13 protein-coding genes are annotated in these 18,303 nt (G+C 43.3%); 10 read left to right on the top strand and 3 right to left on the bottom strand.

Annotation, left to right across the window (positions count from 1 at the left end; translation table 11 throughout):
* Positions 1-4: 4 nt before the first annotated feature.
* Positions 5-3,361 (top strand): FG-GAP repeat domain-containing protein, encoded by a 3,357-nt coding sequence (locus ACFQZX_RS02560; protein ID WP_377111058.1) that lies wholly within the window; start codon positions 5-7, stop codon positions 3,359-3,361.
* On the opposite strand, the gene ACFQZX_RS02555 is transcribed toward ACFQZX_RS02560, so the two are convergent.
* A complete protein-coding gene (locus tag ACFQZX_RS02555; RefSeq protein WP_377111057.1) occupies positions 3,362-4,297 on the bottom strand; it encodes a hypothetical protein in 936 nt (311 codons plus the stop codon).
* 227 nt (positions 4,298-4,524) lie between these two features.
* Between ACFQZX_RS02555 and ACFQZX_RS02550 the strand changes: the two genes are divergently transcribed.
* The 4 genes from ACFQZX_RS02550 (at position 4,525) to ACFQZX_RS02535 (ending at position 10,273) form a co-directional block, all read left to right on the top strand.
* Positions 4,525-5,820 (top strand): vanadium-dependent haloperoxidase, encoded by a 1,296-nt coding sequence (locus tag ACFQZX_RS02550; RefSeq protein WP_377111056.1) that lies wholly within the window; start codon positions 4,525-4,527, stop codon positions 5,818-5,820.
* A gap of 11 nt (positions 5,821-5,831) precedes the next feature.
* A complete protein-coding gene (locus ACFQZX_RS02545) occupies positions 5,832-7,865 on the top strand; it encodes a glycoside hydrolase family 65 protein (protein WP_377111055.1) in 2,034 nt (677 codons plus the stop codon).
* Positions 7,866-8,094: 229 nt separating this feature from the next.
* Positions 8,095-8,679, top strand: a complete 585-nt coding sequence (locus ACFQZX_RS02540; RefSeq protein ID WP_377111054.1) for a DUF416 family protein — start codon at positions 8,095-8,097, stop codon at positions 8,677-8,679.
* 247 nt (positions 8,680-8,926) lie between these two features.
* Positions 8,927-10,273 carry a M28 family metallopeptidase gene (locus tag ACFQZX_RS02535; protein ID WP_377111053.1) on the top strand — a complete coding sequence of 449 codons (1,347 nt, stop codon included), beginning with the start codon at positions 8,927-8,929 and terminating at the stop codon, positions 10,271-10,273.
* Positions 10,274-10,286: 13 nt separating this feature from the next.
* On the opposite strand, the gene treF is transcribed toward ACFQZX_RS02535, so the two are convergent.
* Both treF and ACFQZX_RS02525 read right to left on the bottom strand, forming a co-directional pair.
* Entirely contained in the window at positions 10,287-11,846 is a 1,560-nt protein-coding gene (treF, locus tag ACFQZX_RS02530) for an alpha,alpha-trehalase TreF (protein WP_377111052.1), read from the bottom strand.
* Positions 11,847-11,957: 111 nt separating this feature from the next.
* On the bottom strand, positions 11,958-12,617 hold the full coding sequence (locus ACFQZX_RS02525) for a phosphatase PAP2-related protein (protein ID WP_377111051.1): 660 nt from the start codon (positions 12,615-12,617) through the stop codon (positions 11,958-11,960).
* 183 nt (positions 12,618-12,800) lie between these two features.
* Between ACFQZX_RS02525 and eat the strand changes: the two genes are divergently transcribed.
* The 5 genes from eat (at position 12,801) to ACFQZX_RS02500 (ending at position 18,237) form a co-directional block, all read left to right on the top strand.
* Entirely contained in the window at positions 12,801-14,180 is a 1,380-nt protein-coding gene (gene eat, locus ACFQZX_RS02520) for an ethanolamine permease (RefSeq protein ID WP_377111050.1), read from the top strand.
* A gap of 75 nt (positions 14,181-14,255) precedes the next feature.
* Positions 14,256-14,639, top strand: coding sequence for a cupredoxin domain-containing protein (locus ACFQZX_RS02515; RefSeq protein ID WP_377111049.1), 384 nt, complete (start codon positions 14,256-14,258; stop codon positions 14,637-14,639).
* 134 nt (positions 14,640-14,773) lie between these two features.
* A complete protein-coding gene (locus ACFQZX_RS02510) occupies positions 14,774-16,162 on the top strand; it encodes an ethanolamine ammonia-lyase subunit EutB (RefSeq protein WP_377111048.1) in 1,389 nt (462 codons plus the stop codon).
* On the top strand, positions 16,150-16,911 hold the full coding sequence (eutC, locus tag ACFQZX_RS02505) for an ethanolamine ammonia-lyase subunit EutC (protein WP_377111047.1): 762 nt from the start codon (positions 16,150-16,152) through the stop codon (positions 16,909-16,911). The genes ACFQZX_RS02510 and eutC overlap by 13 nt, the downstream gene beginning before the upstream one ends.
* Before the next feature lie 123 nt (positions 16,912-17,034).
* Positions 17,035-18,237, top strand: coding sequence for a GAF domain-containing sensor histidine kinase (locus ACFQZX_RS02500; protein WP_377111046.1), 1,203 nt, complete (start codon positions 17,035-17,037; stop codon positions 18,235-18,237).
* The last annotated feature ends 66 nt before the right edge of the window (positions 18,238-18,303 follow it).

Below are 18,303 nucleotides of genomic sequence, written 5' to 3'. Positions count from 1 at the left end.
TAAAATGCCAAAAGCTAAGGTAAAAAAGCAAGGATCGAAGCCATTATTCAGGCAGATTATTATTGTTTGTGCAATAATAGTAATGGGCATAATTATTTATTCGTCTTGCAAGCCTAAAAGAAGTGGCGATGGAATATTTAAACTGCTCAAGGCCAGTCAAACCAACATCGATTTTGTAAATAAAAACTCCCCGACAGATTCTGTTAATATACTTGACTACCTTTACTTTTATAACGGGGCAGGCGTTGCCACAGCCGATTTTAATAACGATGGATTAGAGGATATTTATTTTATATCCAACCAGGGCACTAACAAATTATACCTTAACAAAGGCGGTTTAAAGTTTGAGGATATAACTTCAAAAGCAGGCCTTACTGGTACCGGCAGCTGGAAAACCGGCGTAACCGTAGTTGACATCAACGGCGATGGCTATAAGGACATCTACGTTTGTGTGGTATCTGATTTCAAAACTTTTAAAGGCAAAAATCAGCTTTACATTAATAACGGTGATTTAACTTTCACAGAGTCGGCAGCTAAATATGGGTTGGATTTTGCAGGATTTTCCACCCAGGCATCATTCTTTGATTATGACAAGGATGGGGATCTGGATATGTTTTTGCTTACTTCTTCGGTACACAGCAATGATACTTATGGAGACTCTACACTGCGCTTCAGAAAAAGTCATGATGCCGGCGACCATCTGTTCAGAAACGATAATAATAAATTTGTTGATGTAACTGATGGCTCGGGCATATATTCGGCGCCAATAGGATATGGGCTTGGTGTAAGCGTTGGAGATTTGAACAATGATGGTTGGGATGATATTTATGTAAGCAACGATTTTTTTGAGCAGGACTACTATTACCTTAACCAACACAACGGCACTTTTAAAGAGGAAATGAAAAATGCCTTTGGGCATACCAGCCTTTTCTCTATGGGTAACACGCTCAGCGATGTTAATAAGGACGGTTATCTGGATGTGATCAGCACGGATATGCTTCCGGGTGAAATGAAGGCGCTTAAATCGACAATCAACGATGAACCGCTTGATATTTATAACCAGGAGGTAAGCGCGGGATATTACTATCAGTATTCAAAAAACTGTTTGCAATTGAATGTTGGAAACGGAAAGAAATTCATAGACATAGCACTTTATTCGGGCCTTTCGGCTACAGATTGGACATGGTCGCCACTGGTGCAGGATTTTGATATGGATGGCCGTAAGGACATGTTTTTTTCAAACGGTATCAAAAAGCGTTTGAATGACATGGATTACCTTAAATACCTGGGCGATCCGAATGTGATTAAAGACTTTAAGACCAGTCGTTTTTTTGATAAAGAAAAAATAAACCTGATGCCTGATGGGCACGTTCATAATTACCTGTATCATGGCGGCGATAAGCTTAAATTTAATGATATATCAGCCGGTAATGATATGAATGACCCGTCTATGTCGTCCGGCGCGGTAGCTGTCGACCTTGATAACGACGGCGACCTTGAGCTTATCACAAACAATATGGATGAGCCTGCTTACATCTATCAGAACATGACGATGGAGAACAGCAAGGATAAAAAAAAGTCGTATTTAAATGTTTCTGTCGACTACACAACAGGCAACCGCAATGGTATAGGCACAAAGTTATTTTTGCTCTCCGATAAAGAGGCAGATCACCAGGAAATACAAACCAGCACGGCTTATGCCAGCACCCAGGGCAGCAGTGCTACTTTCACATTTTTACCAGGCGATAAACCTGAAAAATTGTTGGTACTATGGCCGGATAATAGTTACCAGGTCATCAAAAGCTTTTCGCTGAATAAAAAAACAGTAATAAAGTACCACAAAGAAAAAACTCAGGCTGCGGATGATGTAACTGCATTGATTAATGGGTTTATCAGCAACAAAGAACAATTTACATACGCCCCGGTAAAGGCAAGCGTATTGGCCACTGTTGCGCCTTTTGAAACGCCGGATTTTAACTATTATAATCTTATTCCGCATACTTACCAGCCGCATACCCCTGCCGTTGCCGTAGCTGATGTTAACAAAGATGGAATTGAAGATATATATGTTGGCGGAGTAGCCGGAGAAGAAAAATATATATTTGCAGGTAGCAGGCAGGGTACGTTTGCCAAAATCAAGGTGGAAGCTTTTTCGCCTGATAAAGAAATGGCCGATGTGAACGCCACATGGGGGGATGTTAACAACGACGGCCTGCCTGATTTGATTGTGCTGAGCGCAAGTCACCCTTTTATTGAGCCGGAAAACCGTAATCAACCACGCTTATACATCAATAAAGGCGATTTTAAATTTGAGCGTAAAGCACTGCCCAAAATAACGGCATTGCCAGGAAAGGTACTGATGTATGATTTTAATGGCGATGGTTTGCAGGATTTGTTTTTAGCTGGTTCTGTATCATTTAAAGATTATACTGCTGAAGCCGGATCTTTAATGATGTTAAATAGAGGCAACGGTGATTTTTCAATAGCAGGCAATGATGTTTATAAGGAGTTTACCTCAATAAAGCATATCACCGACATATCAGTAGCCGATGCCGATAGCGACGGTTCAGCCGATATAATTCTAAGCGCTGAATGGCAGCCGGTGCAGGTATTTCTCAATAAAAACAAAAAGCTGGTGAAGCTATCGTCGGCAGTGCTGGATAATGAAAAAGGCTGGTGGCAGTCTGCCCTTATAACAGATGCCGATGGCGATGGCAAACCCGACCTGCTTGCAGGCAACTGGGGTTTAAACAATAAATACAACGTTACAGATAAACAACCGCTTTATGCTTATAACAACGATGTTGACAAAGACGGAAAGAACGACCTGATCTTATCTTACTTTGTTGACGGTAAATATTATCCCTTCAGGCCGAAAAACGATCTGGAGCAGGAATTACCTTATCTGAAAAAGGAGTTTTTAAGTTTCCAGAAAATGGCAGACAAAACAACCGACGAGATATTTAAGAATAATATTACCACTAATGGCCGCCTGAAAGCCAATCAGTTCAGCAGTATGTTTATAAGCAATGTATCCGGGGCAAAAGACATTGTAACTTTGCCATATTTATATCAGCAGGCGCCAATAACTCAAATGCTGCCTATAAATAATGCGCAGCACGATATTTTACTGAGCGGTAATTTTTGGGGTGTTGTACCTTATGAAGGTAAGTATGATGCGCTGGGTTTGGTTGCTACACATTACAACAAGCAAACCAAACAGTTTTCGATGCCAGAATACTGGATAAATAGCTTGTTGAATTCGCAGCAGATAACACACCTGTACCCATACAAAACAGCCACTGGTAATAGTTTTATAGCCGCTACCTATAACGGCAAACTGATAATGATTACCCGCTGATTAAAATATAGGCCAATATATATTAGTAACCCATTTTGATGTATCCGGTTGGGTTAAACGATTGGTGATTAGTACCTCATAGGGCATGGCCGGAGATATCAGCCTGTGATCGTTTTGATAGCGCTTTAACTGTTCAAACGCGTTTAAGATAGTGTTTTTGCCGCCTTTTACCTGTACCCCTAAAAGGTTGGCATTTTTAACCAGGTGGTTGATCACCATGTTTTGGCCAGGTTTAATATCCTTGTTAATAGTTATTGCAACCATGGATTCGTAGCCCTTATCAACAGGATTGACATTCAGCATCGGCGAATCTAATTGTATGGCGCCTTCTGCCTTTATCTGCTTCTTCAGATCATTAATTAACCGGTAAATAGGCGCAGGTTTAGGATATTCGGCAGTATTGATGGTGCCAGCCAGTACTATAGGGTTTTTAACCTTTGTCAGCTTAATGGTCATCCCATATACATTGGTATCTGTCTGCATAAATTTTTTAAAGTGTATTAAAATGTTGTCGATATCATTTGAATGCCTGTTCATCGATATAAACTCTTCAATCCGCTTAACAGGGTTAATACTGCTTTGTACCTCGCTTTCCCATATCACTTTACAGGCGCCGTCGCCGCTTATACGATAGGAAGCTTTATCGTTAATCAACAGCTTCTCGTGCTTCACCTGCATGTATATATCAATGTTGGTGTTGTTTTTTAGTTGATAAACCGCATTGTTAAATTCATAGTTATTACTATCGGACCTGTTGGATTTCCCGGGCCACCATTTTGGCCACGCTCTTTTATTAACCAGGAATTTAGCTACGTTTATATCGTTAGCATCAATTTCAATGATATTTGTTTTTTGTATTTTTTGAGGGATAATAAAATAGATGCTGATGAAAGCCAAAAGTAAAATACCCAGAATTATTAAAGCAGGTTTTTTCATGTAAGCAATAGTAATGGTTTATATGGCTGGTTAACCAATCAGGGCGTAAAAGTAACTATTTACGGCATTAAAAATCAAACTTTAAAGTGCTCGTTTAATCAACAAAAAACGCTTATATTTAGCCTGTAAATACAAGAAAGCCAATATAAACCATCCTGCTTATGTGGTTTGGTTTTGTACCAATAATTTAAGCTATGAACCGCGTTCTGTTACGTTTAGCATGTGCAATGTTACTATTTGCATCATGCAAAAATGCCGATTACAAAAAAGTTACTAACGACCCTGAACTTTACCGCGTTACTGTTAAACGGCTTAACGATATCGTCCTTGAAAATAATTTCCCGCCGGTTATTGCATCACGCAATTATGTTTACGCCAATATCGCGGCGTACGAAGTAATTGCCGCCGGCGACTCAAAACATTACCGCTCTTTGGCTGGCCAGATAAAGCACCTGCCTGCCGTCCCTCAGCCCGATAAACAAAAAAATATCGATTTTCAGTTTGCTTCACTATTGTCTTTTTGCCATGTAGGAAATGCCGTTACCTTTCCGGAAGGAAGTATGTCATTGTATGTTGACGAGTTGAAAGAAAAAGCAAAAGCAGCCGGAATGCCGTCAGATGTATTTGAAAACTCGGTGGCCTATGCTGATACTGTTGCCAAGCATATCTTGAAATGGAGCAAGAAAGATAATTACGCGCAAACCCGCTCGGCAAGCAAGTATACTGTAACGCGTACGGATGGCCGCTGGATACCTACACCACCTATGTATGCGCAGGCGCTTGAACCTCACTGGGGCGAAATAAGGCCAATGGTATTAGATTCTGCATCGCAAATACCCGCGCCCGAGCCGCCGCCCTATAACATGACCGATAAAAACAGTGTGTTTTATAAAAGTGTAATGCAGGTGAAAAACATGGTTGACAGCCTTACCAAAGATCAAACCCACATGGCCGATTTTTGGGATGATAACGCATTTAAACTTAATGTAATTGGTCATGCCTCATTCGCTACCAAAAAATTTGGTCCTGCAGGGCACTGGATGAATATTGCAGGCATTGGCTCTAAAATGAACAAGGCAGATTTTAATACAACCGTAGCGGCCTATACTACCGCCTCTATCGCGTTGTTTGATGCTTTTATTAACTGCTGGTATGTAAAATACAAAGCCAATAGTGTAAGGCCGGAAACGGTGATCAATAAATTTATTGATCCTGATTGGAAAACGCACATCCAAACGCCCCCATTCCCCGAGTACATCAGCGGGCATGCGGTAATTTCTGCAGCCGCGGCAGAAACGCTTACCAAAAGCTTTGGCGATAACAAAGCGTATACCGACTCGTCCGAAGCAGAATTTGGCATACCTCCCCGCTCTTTCAAATCTTTTAGGGCTGCCGCCCTGGAAGCCGCCATATCGCGGGTTTATGGTGGTATACATTATAAAATTGCCTGCGACATTGGCAATCAAACCGGCCGCAAAATTGGCGACCTGGTAAACCAGAAATTACAATTAAAAATCAAATAACCCGAGCGTTAATGAGAAATATAGTTGCTTTACTGTTTAGTATTGTTACAGTAACCGGCGCATGGGCGCAAGGCGTTAGCCCCTGGGTGATTAAAGCCGACAAAATAGATCCTAACAACTATTACGGCATTACCGTAGCTAATGGTATGATAGGCATAGTTTCTTCGCCCGAGCCTTTCAAAGTTAAAAATGTAGTATTGGCCGGGGCTTATGACTTGTATGGCCGCGGCCGGGTAAGCAATTTTCTTAACAGCTTCAATTTGCTGAATATGTACCTGGAGGTGGATGGCAGGCGCCTGGATGGTAAAATGGTAAGCAACTACCGCCAGCAACTGGATATGCAGCACGCTGCCATGACCACAACCTTTGACTATGGCGACAAAGCAACTATCAGCTATACTTATTATTCATTAAGGCAGTTGCCATTTACCGTTTTAATGGATGTAACCGTGACTGCAAAGAAGGCCATCAATATTACTGCGGCAAGCGTAATGGAAGCGCCCGATGCTTTAAAGGAGGTACAAAATTACTACAACGAGATAGACAGGCCGCACGTAACCATCAGCCTGCTTACATCAACCGCGAAATCGCCTACCGGGAAACTGCAGCTTTGCGCGTCGACATCTTTTTTATTTAACGAGGAGCATGGCAAAGAGCCACGAGTAATACACGAGATGTGGGACAATAATATGCACCTCATGAAGTTCAGTAAAAGCATTTCAGCAGGGCAAACTTATAAATATGGCGTTACAGGCTCTTCTATCACCTCTGCACATCATGCTGACCCGTTGAACGAGGCCGAGCGCCTTACCATTTTCGCCAAGCTGGAAGGGAAAGACAGGCTAATACAATTCCATAACAAAGCTTGGGATGAGCTTTGGAAAAGTGATATACAAATAGAAGGCGACGCACAGGCGCAGCAGGATGTGCATAGCATGTTGTACCACTTGTATTCATTCTCCCGTGCAGGAACAGCTTTATCCCCATCGCCAATGGGGTTATCGGGATTAGGGTATAATGGACACGTTTTTTGGGATACAGACCTATGGATGTTCCCGGCGATGTTGGTGCTGCACCCCGAGATTGCGAAATCAATGATAGAGTACCGGTATGAGCGTTTGGATAATGCCCGTAAGAACGCTTTTTCGCATGGCTATAAAGGGGCGATGTACCCCTGGGAAAGTGCAGACAGCGGTGTTGAGGAAACCCCTGTTTGGGCGCTAAGTGGCCCGTTTGAACATCATATCAGTGCCGATGTTGCCAATGCTGCCTGGGCTTATTACTGCGTAACGCAGGATAAACAATGGCTGCGCGATAAAGGCTGGCCTATACTCTCAGCCACGGCCGACTTTTGGGCGAGCAGGGTAGAGCGTAACGGACCGGGTCATTATGATATCAAGAATGTTGTTGCTGCTGATGAGTGGGCCGAAAATATTGATAATAATGCCTTTACCAATGCCGCGGCAAAAGCCAATTTAATGAACGCCACTGCAGCGGCCCAATTATTAGGCATGCAGGCCGACACCGATTGGGTGCATGTAGCCAATAACATACCTATACTTAAAATGAGTAACGGTGTTACACAGGAACATGCACAATATAAAGGCGAAGGTATTAAACAAGCAGATGTAAACCTGCTTGCCTATCCGCTTAAAACCATAACCGACCCTGCGCAGATAAAAAAGGATTTGGAATATTACGAAACGCGTGTACCTAACGAAGGCACCCCGGCCATGACACAAGGCGTATTTGCTTTGCTTTACGCACGTTTGGGTAACGGGCAAAAAGCATATCACTGGTTTAAGGATGCCTATGAACCAAATTTAAACCCGCCATTCAGGGTGATTGCCGAAACAAAAGGCGGTACCAATCCATATTTCGCCACAGGCGCAGGTGGTATTTTACAAAGTATGCTGATGGGCTTCGGCGGGCTGGATATTACGCCAACCGGCATTACTCAGATCAAGAGCACGCTTCCGCCCAACTGGAAATCGTTGAAGATAACCGGTGTGGGACTAAATAAAGTCACCTATACTGTAAAATAATAAATGTAGAGACGCGATATCTCATTTCATGCATAAGGTCAGCTTTCAGCTGGTTCAAGCTGAAAGCTTGAACCGTGCCGTGTCACGAGATATACTACGTTAATCTCGCGACAGCAAAGAGATATTTGAATCTTAATTTGCTGGCGCGAGCTTTAAGCTCGTGCCGCATCTAAGGTCTATAAAGGTATGATAGAAGCATATATTGGGGGTTATTTTATCTGACATTAAAATGCAAATTGAACTCGATACATTAAAGAACCTGGCATTTGAGAAACAGTTAACATTTTGCTACTTAATTTGCGAACGACTGCTGCCTAACTATGAGACCTTTTATGAACAGCATAACTGGGGCAATCCGACCTTATTGAAACATGTGGTTGCGTTTATACGTGATCAAATAGGATTGAAATCGGTTGATCATGAAAATGCAAAAAAACTACTTGCAGTGGTAGAAGACATTGCGCCTCACACAGAAGATTTCCCCGACCTGTGGGGTTCAGCCGCTTTGGATACGTGTGTGGCAATTGCCGAATCGCTTGAATTTATAGAAAATGAATCTCCTGACAGAGTAATTGCGGTTTCGACACTTGCTACTGACACGGTTGACATGTTTGTACAGGATGTGATAGACTTGAATTATAACTATCATAACAGGGAAGAATTTGAGTTAGCAATTTCAAATCATCCGCTGATGCAAAAGGAATTAAATCTACAAAAGCAGATCATAAGCTATTTAACACAGGCTTCTGCAATTACCAACGTGGAGATCTATCACTTACTCTCATTGCAGCAAAACAATGATAGCGCGAAATAAATTATCTTAATATCTCCTAAAATGAAATCGACAATACATCTTTTAAATAACGGTAACGTCAATTGCTGGCGCGAGCTTAAGCTCGTGCCACATCTAAGGTCAGCTTCCAGCTGACGCAAGATGAAAGCTTGAATAATGCTATGTCGAGAGATTAGCGCAGCGGATATCTCGGCAGCGATACTGGCTTTTCTATGTAACAAAATAGCTCAATCAATTACTTGTACCCGGCAATTTCATAAATTGCTTTATGAAATACATCTTCCTTCTTTCCTTGCTGTTTTTAGCTGGTTCTGTATCGGCACAAACTACTATAAAGCAAGACGCCGTGGTTAAGCAAATGGTAGATGAGGTGTCTTCCAAAAATATTGAAGCCATTGTACGCAAACTGGTTAGCTTTAAAACACGGCATACCCTTAGTGATACCACAAGCAAAACCGAAGGCATAGGCGCTGCCCGTAACTGGATAAAGGCCGAATATGAAAGATACGCCGCGGCATCTAACGGAAGAATGAAGGTAATATTCGACGAATTTATACAGCCTAAGGGTAGCAGGATTGATAAACCGACACCCATGAAAAATGTACTGGCGATATTAAAAGGTACCGACACGGCAGATAAACGCATTTACATGGTGTCAGGGCATTACGACTCGAGGGTTACTGATGTAATGAATATCAAATCATTCGCGCCGGGTGCTGTAGATGATGCCTCTGGTACGGCCGTATCCATGGAGCTGGCAAGGGTAATGGCCAAACGATCTTTCCCGTCGACAATAATTTTTATGGCCGTTGTAGGCGAGGAGCAGGGGCTATACGGCTCTGCAAACGTAGCCAAACGCGCAAAAGCCGAAGGCTGGCAGATAGACGCCATGCTGAATAACGATATCGTTGGCAACACTTACGCCATGGAAACCGGGCTGAAAGATAACCGCAGCGTGCGTGTATTCAGTGAGGGCGTACCTGCTGCCGAAACAGAGAAGGATGCTGCCATACGCAATGCGGTAGGTGGCGAAAATGATAGCCCTGCACGGGAGCTGGCCCGCTACACCAAAGAAGTTGCCGAACGGTACGTAGATCAACTGGATGTAAAACTGATTTACCGTCGCGACAGGTACCTGCGTGGCGGTGATCATACACCGTTTTCGAAAGAAGGGTATACGGCCATACGTATTACCGAGATGAATGAGGATTTTAACCGCCAGCACCAGGATATACGTACCGAAAATGGTATAAACTACGGCGATCTGCCTGATTTTGCCGATTATAATTATACGCAAAAAGTAGCCCGCATGAACCTTTCTGTATTGGCTAATTTGGCCCTTGCGCCTGCGCAACCACAAAATGTAGGCATCATAACCAGTGGTCTTACTAATAAAACCCAACTAAAATGGGAGGCGCCTAAAACAGGTAAACCGCCGGTTGGCTATTACGTGCTGATGCGCGAAACCATCAGCCCTTACTGGGAAAAGAAATTTTATGTTACCGGCACCAGTGCCGATATCGCGTACTCTAAGGATAACTACCTGTTTGCCGTGCAGTCTGTTGATGCCGATGGCCATGAAAGCCTGCCTGTTTTTCCAAAACCCGCAAGGTAGTTAATGCAAACGCTTATACTGTTTCTGGTACTTGAAACTCGCATTTGGCAGCTTCGTCGGGCTTGCCATCGTAATTGTATTTGTTCATCAGCTTCAATAAAACGCCGTTTGTCCAGCCAAAACCATCCTGTAACGCGTATTCTCCGCCGCCTGCCGTCGCAGTAGGATCAATTACATTGTATTTTTCGAGCAGTTTGCCTGTTTGTTCAAAAACACAAATATTGAGATGTATCCAGCGGTCGGCAATTGCTTTAGCAAGTTCGCTATGGCCGTACTGCTCAAGCCCGGTAACGGCCATGTACTGCAGCGGTGCCCAACCGTTTGGCGCATCCCATTGCTGCCCGCTAAAGTTAAGGCTGGTAAGCAAACCACCCGCCTTTAGAAACTTTTCCTGAAGGCCGTTCGCAATGTGCTTTGCCTGGTCGGCAGTAGCTATTTTAAAATCAAGCGGATACACGGCAGCAAGTGTTTGCACGCCCGATAGTTTTAAAGTTGCCCGATTATAATCGTAAAACCAATTGGTTTTATCATCCCAAAAGTATTTCAATATAGCCTTTTTGCGGATGCCGGCCTTGTCCTGGTACTCATTGCTTTTATCTTCGTCGCCCTTTAAACGGTAACCCCGGGCAATGGATAACTCCATGTAGTACATCAGGCAGTTCAAATCTACCGGCAGGTAATCTGTTGTGCGTGTTTGGCATAATGACATTGAACCATCAAACCACCGGCTGCTAAAGTCCCAGCCCGATGCTGCAGCCGCCCGTATGTTCCTGAAAAAGTCCGGGAGGGATTGTTTAGTGTTTACGGCCTCATCAATATCTTTAATATATGCTTCCTCGCGGGGCTGGTCGCTGCCGTCCCAATACCGGTTCAGTAAGGCGCCGTCTTCCATCCGCGCCACACAGCATGCTGCCTGGTTGGGTTCCAGTTGTTCGCTTCCATCCATCCAGTAGTCGTATTCTTTTTGCAACTGGGGCAGGTATCTTATAAAAACATCCTCGCCATGGCTTTGCGATAATAAGTTGACCATCAGCGCAAAAAAAGGTGGTTGCGAGCGGGTAAGATAATATGAGCGGTTACCATTTGGTATAAAACCGTAAGTGTCTATCAAATAAGCAAAGTTATTCACCATGTTTTCAATAACCTTAAACTGCTTGTCTTCCTGCAGGCCAAGCATGGTGAAATAACTATCCCAGTAGTATATCTCCCTAAATCGCCCGCCGGGTACTATATACGGATGTGGCAGCGCTGCCAGCGAGGACGGTCTGATAACAATATCATGTTTGCGCTGAAGAACGCCCCAAAGTATGTCTATATGTTTGCGGATGCTATTGCCTGAATGGGTATGAAATATGGTATGTGCCTCGGGTACTTCAAAATGATCATGCACAAATGCCTTTAAATCAAAATCAGGACTAATGAAATGCTCGTTATAAGCTTTCATTATTTCATCCGGGCTGTGTTTAGGCGCGCAATCAACAAAGGTCTTATTATCCGGAAATATGTTCGACGACTGTACCGACTCGAACAATCCGGGGAATAGCTGACGTGGTGTTTTTTGTAGTATCTTCACAGTAACCTAACATAGCATAAATGCTGCCATAACGGTTTACAAGTATGCTTTTTTTTAATAAATATAATATATATGACTTACTTTAAACCGGCTTGGTTTAATCGAGGATGATCAGTTCTCGTTATTTTTAAGCTTATCAAGCTTTAAAGCCCGGCGAACCAAAACATATATCAGGTAAACCATAGGCGGGGCAGCAATAACATCAATGGTATAATGTATATGCTGAACCAATAGCAGCGCCATTACAGCAATAGCGCTGATAAAGGCGAGTATCTTATCGTTACGCTTTTCGAGGCATAAAAAAATAAGCACCATAGTTGATGTGTGGCCCGAGAAAAACAGGTCGCGGGTGATGACCACATTGCCATAAAAAACACCTGTAATAGGATCTATCAGATGAATAAGCCCTTTAGGTGGGTCGAGTGAGAAAGTAAGTATGCTTATTATCCGGGCAAGATTAACAAAAATAAGCGACCATACGTAGTTGATATAAATGACCGGATTGTATAACGCGCGCGCCAGTATAAGCAGCCCCATACCCCATATAAGTGCGAAAATAACAATAGATACATCGTACGGAGGTATTTTGGCCAGCAGCCAGTCGTTCAACACAATACCCTGCCTGTTTTGGATATAATTAAAGAAGAACGGCATCCCCGAAAGCATGATGGTGATAATAAATGAGCCTATCAGCAGTTTATCACGCTTTTTGGGCGACTGCAAAGCAGCTACCCATACTTGTTTAACAGATGGTTTACGTTTAGCCGTCACTATATAAATTAAAAGGAGCGCAAAAATACGAAAACCGCTCACATTAAGTAATAGCTAATAAAAGTTAAAATTTTTATGAAATGCAGATGATGTATAATGCTGTTAAGCTTTATATGCTTATTTATCAATTTGATTTAATTTAGAAGTTTTAGTTTCTGAATTTTTAATAAGTAATTTAAAGCGATGGAAAAATCGCAGGAAATATCAGAAAACGGCGCTGCCGGCCAGCAGTTAAAAAAGGTTTTAAAGCCGGTGCACCTTTGGGCAATTGCTGTAGGGCTTGTTATATCCGGCGAATATTTTGGCTGGAACCTGGGCTGGGGGGCGGCAGGTACCATCGGCTTCCTGATCGCTACGTTACTGGTAACCGTAATGTATGTAACCTTTATTTTCAGCTATACAGAATTAACCACATCTATACCCCATGCCGGGGGGGCATTTGCTTATGCATACCGCGCAATGGGGCCCTTTGCAGGGTTGATAGCCGGTTACGCCACCCTGATAGATTTTTTGTTTGCTACCCCTGCTATCGCGTTTTCTTTGGGCGCTTATCTGCACTTTTTGCATCCGCAGATAGGGGTATTGCCTTCAGCTCTTTTTTTTAACGTTGTATTTATTATACTCAATATTTCAGGAGTAAAGGAATCGGCCAACTTCTCTGTATTTATTACCATTTTGGCCGTATTTGAATTGTTGGTTTACATAGGCATTATTGGCCCCTCGTTCAAAATAGACAACTTTACAGCCAACCCAATGCCTTTTGGCTGGAGCGGTGTATTTGCGGGCCTGCCTTTTGCAGTTTGGTTCTACCTGGCTATAGAAGGTGTAGCCATGGTGGCCGAGGAAGTTAAAGATCCTAAAAAGAACATCCCGAGAGGATATATTTCTGCGTTGATAACGCTTGTACTGCTTGCTTTAAGTGTAATGATATTAACAGGCGGCATTACCGACTGGCGCAAGCTTACCAGTATAGATTACCCGCTGCCAGAGGCAATTGGCATAGTATTGGGTAAGGCCAGCGGGTTAACAAAAGTATTTGCCAGCATAGGGCTGTTCGGGCTGATAGCCTCTTTTCATGGTACCATATTGGCATCATCAAGGCAGGTATTTGCCATGGCCAGGGCAGGTTATCTTCCTAAAGGGTTATCAACGGTAAATAAAAAATTCAAAACGCCCCATTGGGCAATCTTAGCAGGCGGGGTTATCAGCTTTATTGCGCTTTTTACAGGTACAACCGGTCAGATAATTATTTTATCGGTATTAGGTGCTGTAGTAATGTATGTAATGGCTATGATAAGCTTGTTTGTGCTGCGTAAAAAAGAGCCGTTAATGCAGCGGCCTTTTCCGGCAATTTTTTATCCGGTGTTTCCGGCGGTAGCCTTGGTTATTGCTGTAGTATGCATGGTGGCCATCGTCTATTACAATTTTACCATTAGCCTCATATTCTTTGCCGGCTTAATACTGGCCGCAGCCATATTTGTAATGTTGGGCAAGCATAAAGTTAAAATAACAAATGATGCGTTGCTTGATGAAACAGCGGGCGGGATAAGTGAGCTTATCTAAAATAATTTTACTACGGGGCAACCATTAGCTATAGTTGTGGCGTAACCATATCAAAAGACACACAAACATTTTGATATGAAAAAGTATTTTTTAGGTATCTCGCTTATCATAGCGATTGTTGTAATTACGTTTGCAGCGTGCTCAAAATCTGGCAGCGATTCTCCCGAACCCCAAAAACCTGATAACCCGGGCAATACTGCCGGCGGCGATGCTACTGTTGAGATTAAAAACTTTGCCTTTTCTCCTGCTACGGTTACTATAAAGGCCGGTAAAAGCGTAACCTGGACCAATGCCGATTCAGCACCGCATACAGCTACTGATGATGGCGGTGCTTTTGACAGCGGAAGCCTGGCAACTTCTGCCACTTACAAGCATGCCTTTACAACGGCAGGCACCTACACTTACCATTGCACTTTTCATAGTAATATGGTTAACGCTAAAGTAGTAGTCACTAATTAGGTTTAGGGTTATATATAAATGCGATCAAACGGCCTCCTGCTAAGGTGGCCGTTTTTTTTAACATAAGCTTAAACAAACCAAAGCTTCATTTAAGCCGATATTTAGCTATCTTAGGCACATAAAACAATTTCGGCATGCCTTACCAGCACATTATCGGCTCTAAGACTTACCGTTTTAACACCTTAAAGGACTTATTGGCCAAAGCCGCGCCTTTTCGTACAGGCGATGCGCTTGCAGGGCTCAGCGCCGAAACCTATGAGGAGCGCGTTGCCGCCCAGATAACTCTTGCCGATGTCCCACTAAAAAACTTTCTGAATGAGGTCATTATTCCATACGAAGAAGATGAGGTTACACGCCTGATCATTGATGGTCATGATGCCGATGGCTTTAAGCAGATAAGCCATTTTACCATAGGCCAGCTGCGCGACTGGCTCTTACTGGAAGAAACTGATACAGCCGTACTTCAAAGCGTTTCATCCGCATTGATGCCCGAGATGCTGGCAGCTGTTTCAAAAATTATGCGTAACCAGGATTTGATTGCCGTTGCAAAAAAATGCCTTGTAGTAACCCGCTTTCGTAATACTATAGGCTTAAGGGGACGTTTCTCTACCCGCTTGCAGCCAAACCACCCAACAGATGATCCGCTTGGCATAGCGGCAAGCATGATCGAAGGTTTGCTTTATGGGGGCGGCGATGCAGTTATTGGTGTAAACCCGGCCACCGATAATCCGGCCGCTGTGTTAAAAGCTTTAACGCTTATAGACAATTTAAGGCAGCAATTCGAGATCCCGGCACAATCATGCGTACTTAGCCATGTTACTACTACCTTGCAGTTGATAAATGAGGGCGCACCTGTAGATCTTTGCTTTCAATCTGTCGCGGGCACTCAAAAAGCCAATACAAGTTTCGGTATCAGCATGAGTTTATTACAGGAAGCTTATGAAGCCACACTTTCACTAAAGAGAGGTACAGTAGGCTGTAATGTGATGTATTTTGAAACCGGACAGGGCAGCGCACTATCTGCAAACGCACATCATGGCGTCGATCAGCAAACATGCGAGGCAAGGGCTTATGCTGTTGCCAAAAAGTTCAGTCCGCTTTTAGTTAACTCAGTGGTAGGGTTTATCGGCCCCGAATATCTGTACGATGGTAAACAGATCATTAGGGCCGCGCTGGAAGACCATTTTTGTGCGAAATTGATGGGCTTGCCCATGGGCATGGATGTATGTTACACTAATCATGCCGAGGCGGATCAGGATGATATGGATAACCTGCTTACCCTGCTTGGCGTTGCCGGTTGTAATTTTATAATGGGCGTACCAGGGAGCGATGATATTATGCTGAACTACCAGTCAACCTCTTTTCATGACGCCTTATATCTACGAAAAGTGCTTGGCTTAAGGCCTTCGCCGGAGTTTGAAGCCTGGCTTATTAAACAGGAGTTATTTAACGAGAACGGCAGCCGCAGGCTGGTAAAAGCGGATAATCTGCTAAAAAAAATGAGCAATGCATGGATAAGCTAAAGTTATTTGATGGTAACGAAGCGCATATTAACAGGCCGGGTGATTTTACACCTGCCCGTATTGGTATAGGCAGCGTAGGTACAGCCATACCTACCGGGCATTCGCTGGCATTTAAGATGGCACATGCGCACGCCCGCGATGCTGTATACGCGGTTATGGACACAGAAAGGCTGGAAGAGGAATTAGCGCAATTTCACCGCCCGGTTTTGCAGTTGCATAGCCGGGCGGCTAACCGGGCCGAATATCTGCAGCGCCCGGATTGGGGCAGGAAACCTGACGAGGCCTCGCTGAACCGGCTTGCAGACCAGATAAGCGGCGGAGATATAGCCATTATCATTGCAGATGGTTTATCGGCCATAGCTATCAATCAAAATGTAATTCCGCTTTTACAATTGCTTGTTCCCAAGGTTATCAATTCAGGCTTAACGCTTTCGCCTGTATGCCTGGTACAGCAGGGTAGGGTAGCCATAGGTGATGATATTGCTTATGAGCTTAATGCAAGGTTATGTATCGTATTTATTGGCGAACGCCCCGGTCTTAGCGCAGCAGACAGTATGGGTGCTTACCTGACCTATAACCCCCGCCCGGGCCTTACGGATGACAGCCGGAATTGCATATCAAATATCCGTTTGGGCGGCTTATCTCTTGCCGCAGCAGCAACAAAAATATTTTACCTTATTCAGGAAGCATTCAGGCATCAGATATCAGGTGTCGCGTTAAAGGATAACGAAGGTTTATTATTGCCCTAATCGGTGTAGTAAACATTTTGACAACTTAAGGTTGTTTGAATATCAAAACCATACCCATAAATTTTAGTTAAAATTAAGTTTGTTTGCATTATAGCAGAGATTGTAAACTATTACTTTTACGATATGAATATCAATCCGATCCCTGATAATGAAATGGAAAGGGTAATTAACCTTTCTGATTACGACCTTGATTATACCAGCTTCCAGGATAGCTTTAAGGACCTGGCTAAATTGGCAGCGAAAGTTGCCGGTACCTCAATATCTCTTGTTAATTTGATCGACTCATTTACACAATGGAGCATAACTAACCATGGGCTGGATATTGAGCAAATGCCGCGCGAGGAGTCGGTTTGCCAGTTTACCATTGCAGGCGACCAGCCGTTTGAAATAAGTGACCTGACCAGCGACGAGCGCTTTAAAGATAAATTTTATGTAACCGGCAACCCGAATGTTAGATATTACTGGGGAGTACCCCTTAAAACCCAGGAAGGCCATAATATAGGTGCTTTATGTGTGCTTGATAAGGATATCAAAACACTATCGCCCGAAAAAGTAGAGTTATTGAAGATCATAGGCAATGAAATTATAAACCGTTTAAATGCTCATAAGTTGATTGGCAGCCTTAAAAATAAGTTAAAGGAAGCCGACGACACCAAGAAAAGAGTTGCACATGATATAAGGGGTCCGCTTGGCGGTATTATTGGCCTTGCCCAGGTAATAAGCGAGCAGGGGCACGAAAATGAAATAGATGAGGTGCTGGAGTTTATCAATCTGATACAACGCAGCGGGCGGTCGTTACTTGAACTTGCTGATGAAATACTAAGTGTTGAAGCGCCAAAACACGAACTGAAGACTGATGAGTTTAACCTTTTGGTTTTAAAAGATAAACTTGAAAAGCTTTATTTGCCGCAAGCCCGTAATAAGAGCATCGACTTTGTTGTAAATACGTCAGTAAATTCGGCTACTATACCTTTTTCTAAAAATAAGCTATTGCAGATAACGGGTAATCTGATTTCAAATGCCATTAAATTTACACCTGCAGGTGGTAAGGTTACAGCAGACCTGAGTTTGAAAATAGAAGAGAGCCACAATACCTTGCAGATCAACATAACAGATACCGGGGTTGGGCTTGATAAGGCAACTATAGACGCTATTTTAAGCGGCAAAGCAAATACAACCGGCGGCACGGCGGGCGAGCAGGGATATGGTTTTGGCCTGGCCCTTGTGAAACACCTGGTCGACTCGTTAAACGGTACCCTGCTTATATATTCACAGCCGGGCAACGGTGCCAATTTTGAAGTAACCTTGCCGCAGCAGAATAAGTAACACTTTTGATAGGCACTTGGTAACGAAGGTTATTTTGATAACTTTGGTTTAACCAATTCATTAATC

Origin of the sequence: Mucilaginibacter litoreus, assembly GCF_042676805.1 — a bacterium.
GTDB lineage: Bacteria > Bacteroidota > Bacteroidia > Sphingobacteriales > Sphingobacteriaceae > Mucilaginibacter > Mucilaginibacter litoreus.
The sequence above is the reverse complement of the archived record's forward strand: the minus strand, read 5'-3'. Positions and strand labels throughout refer to the sequence as shown.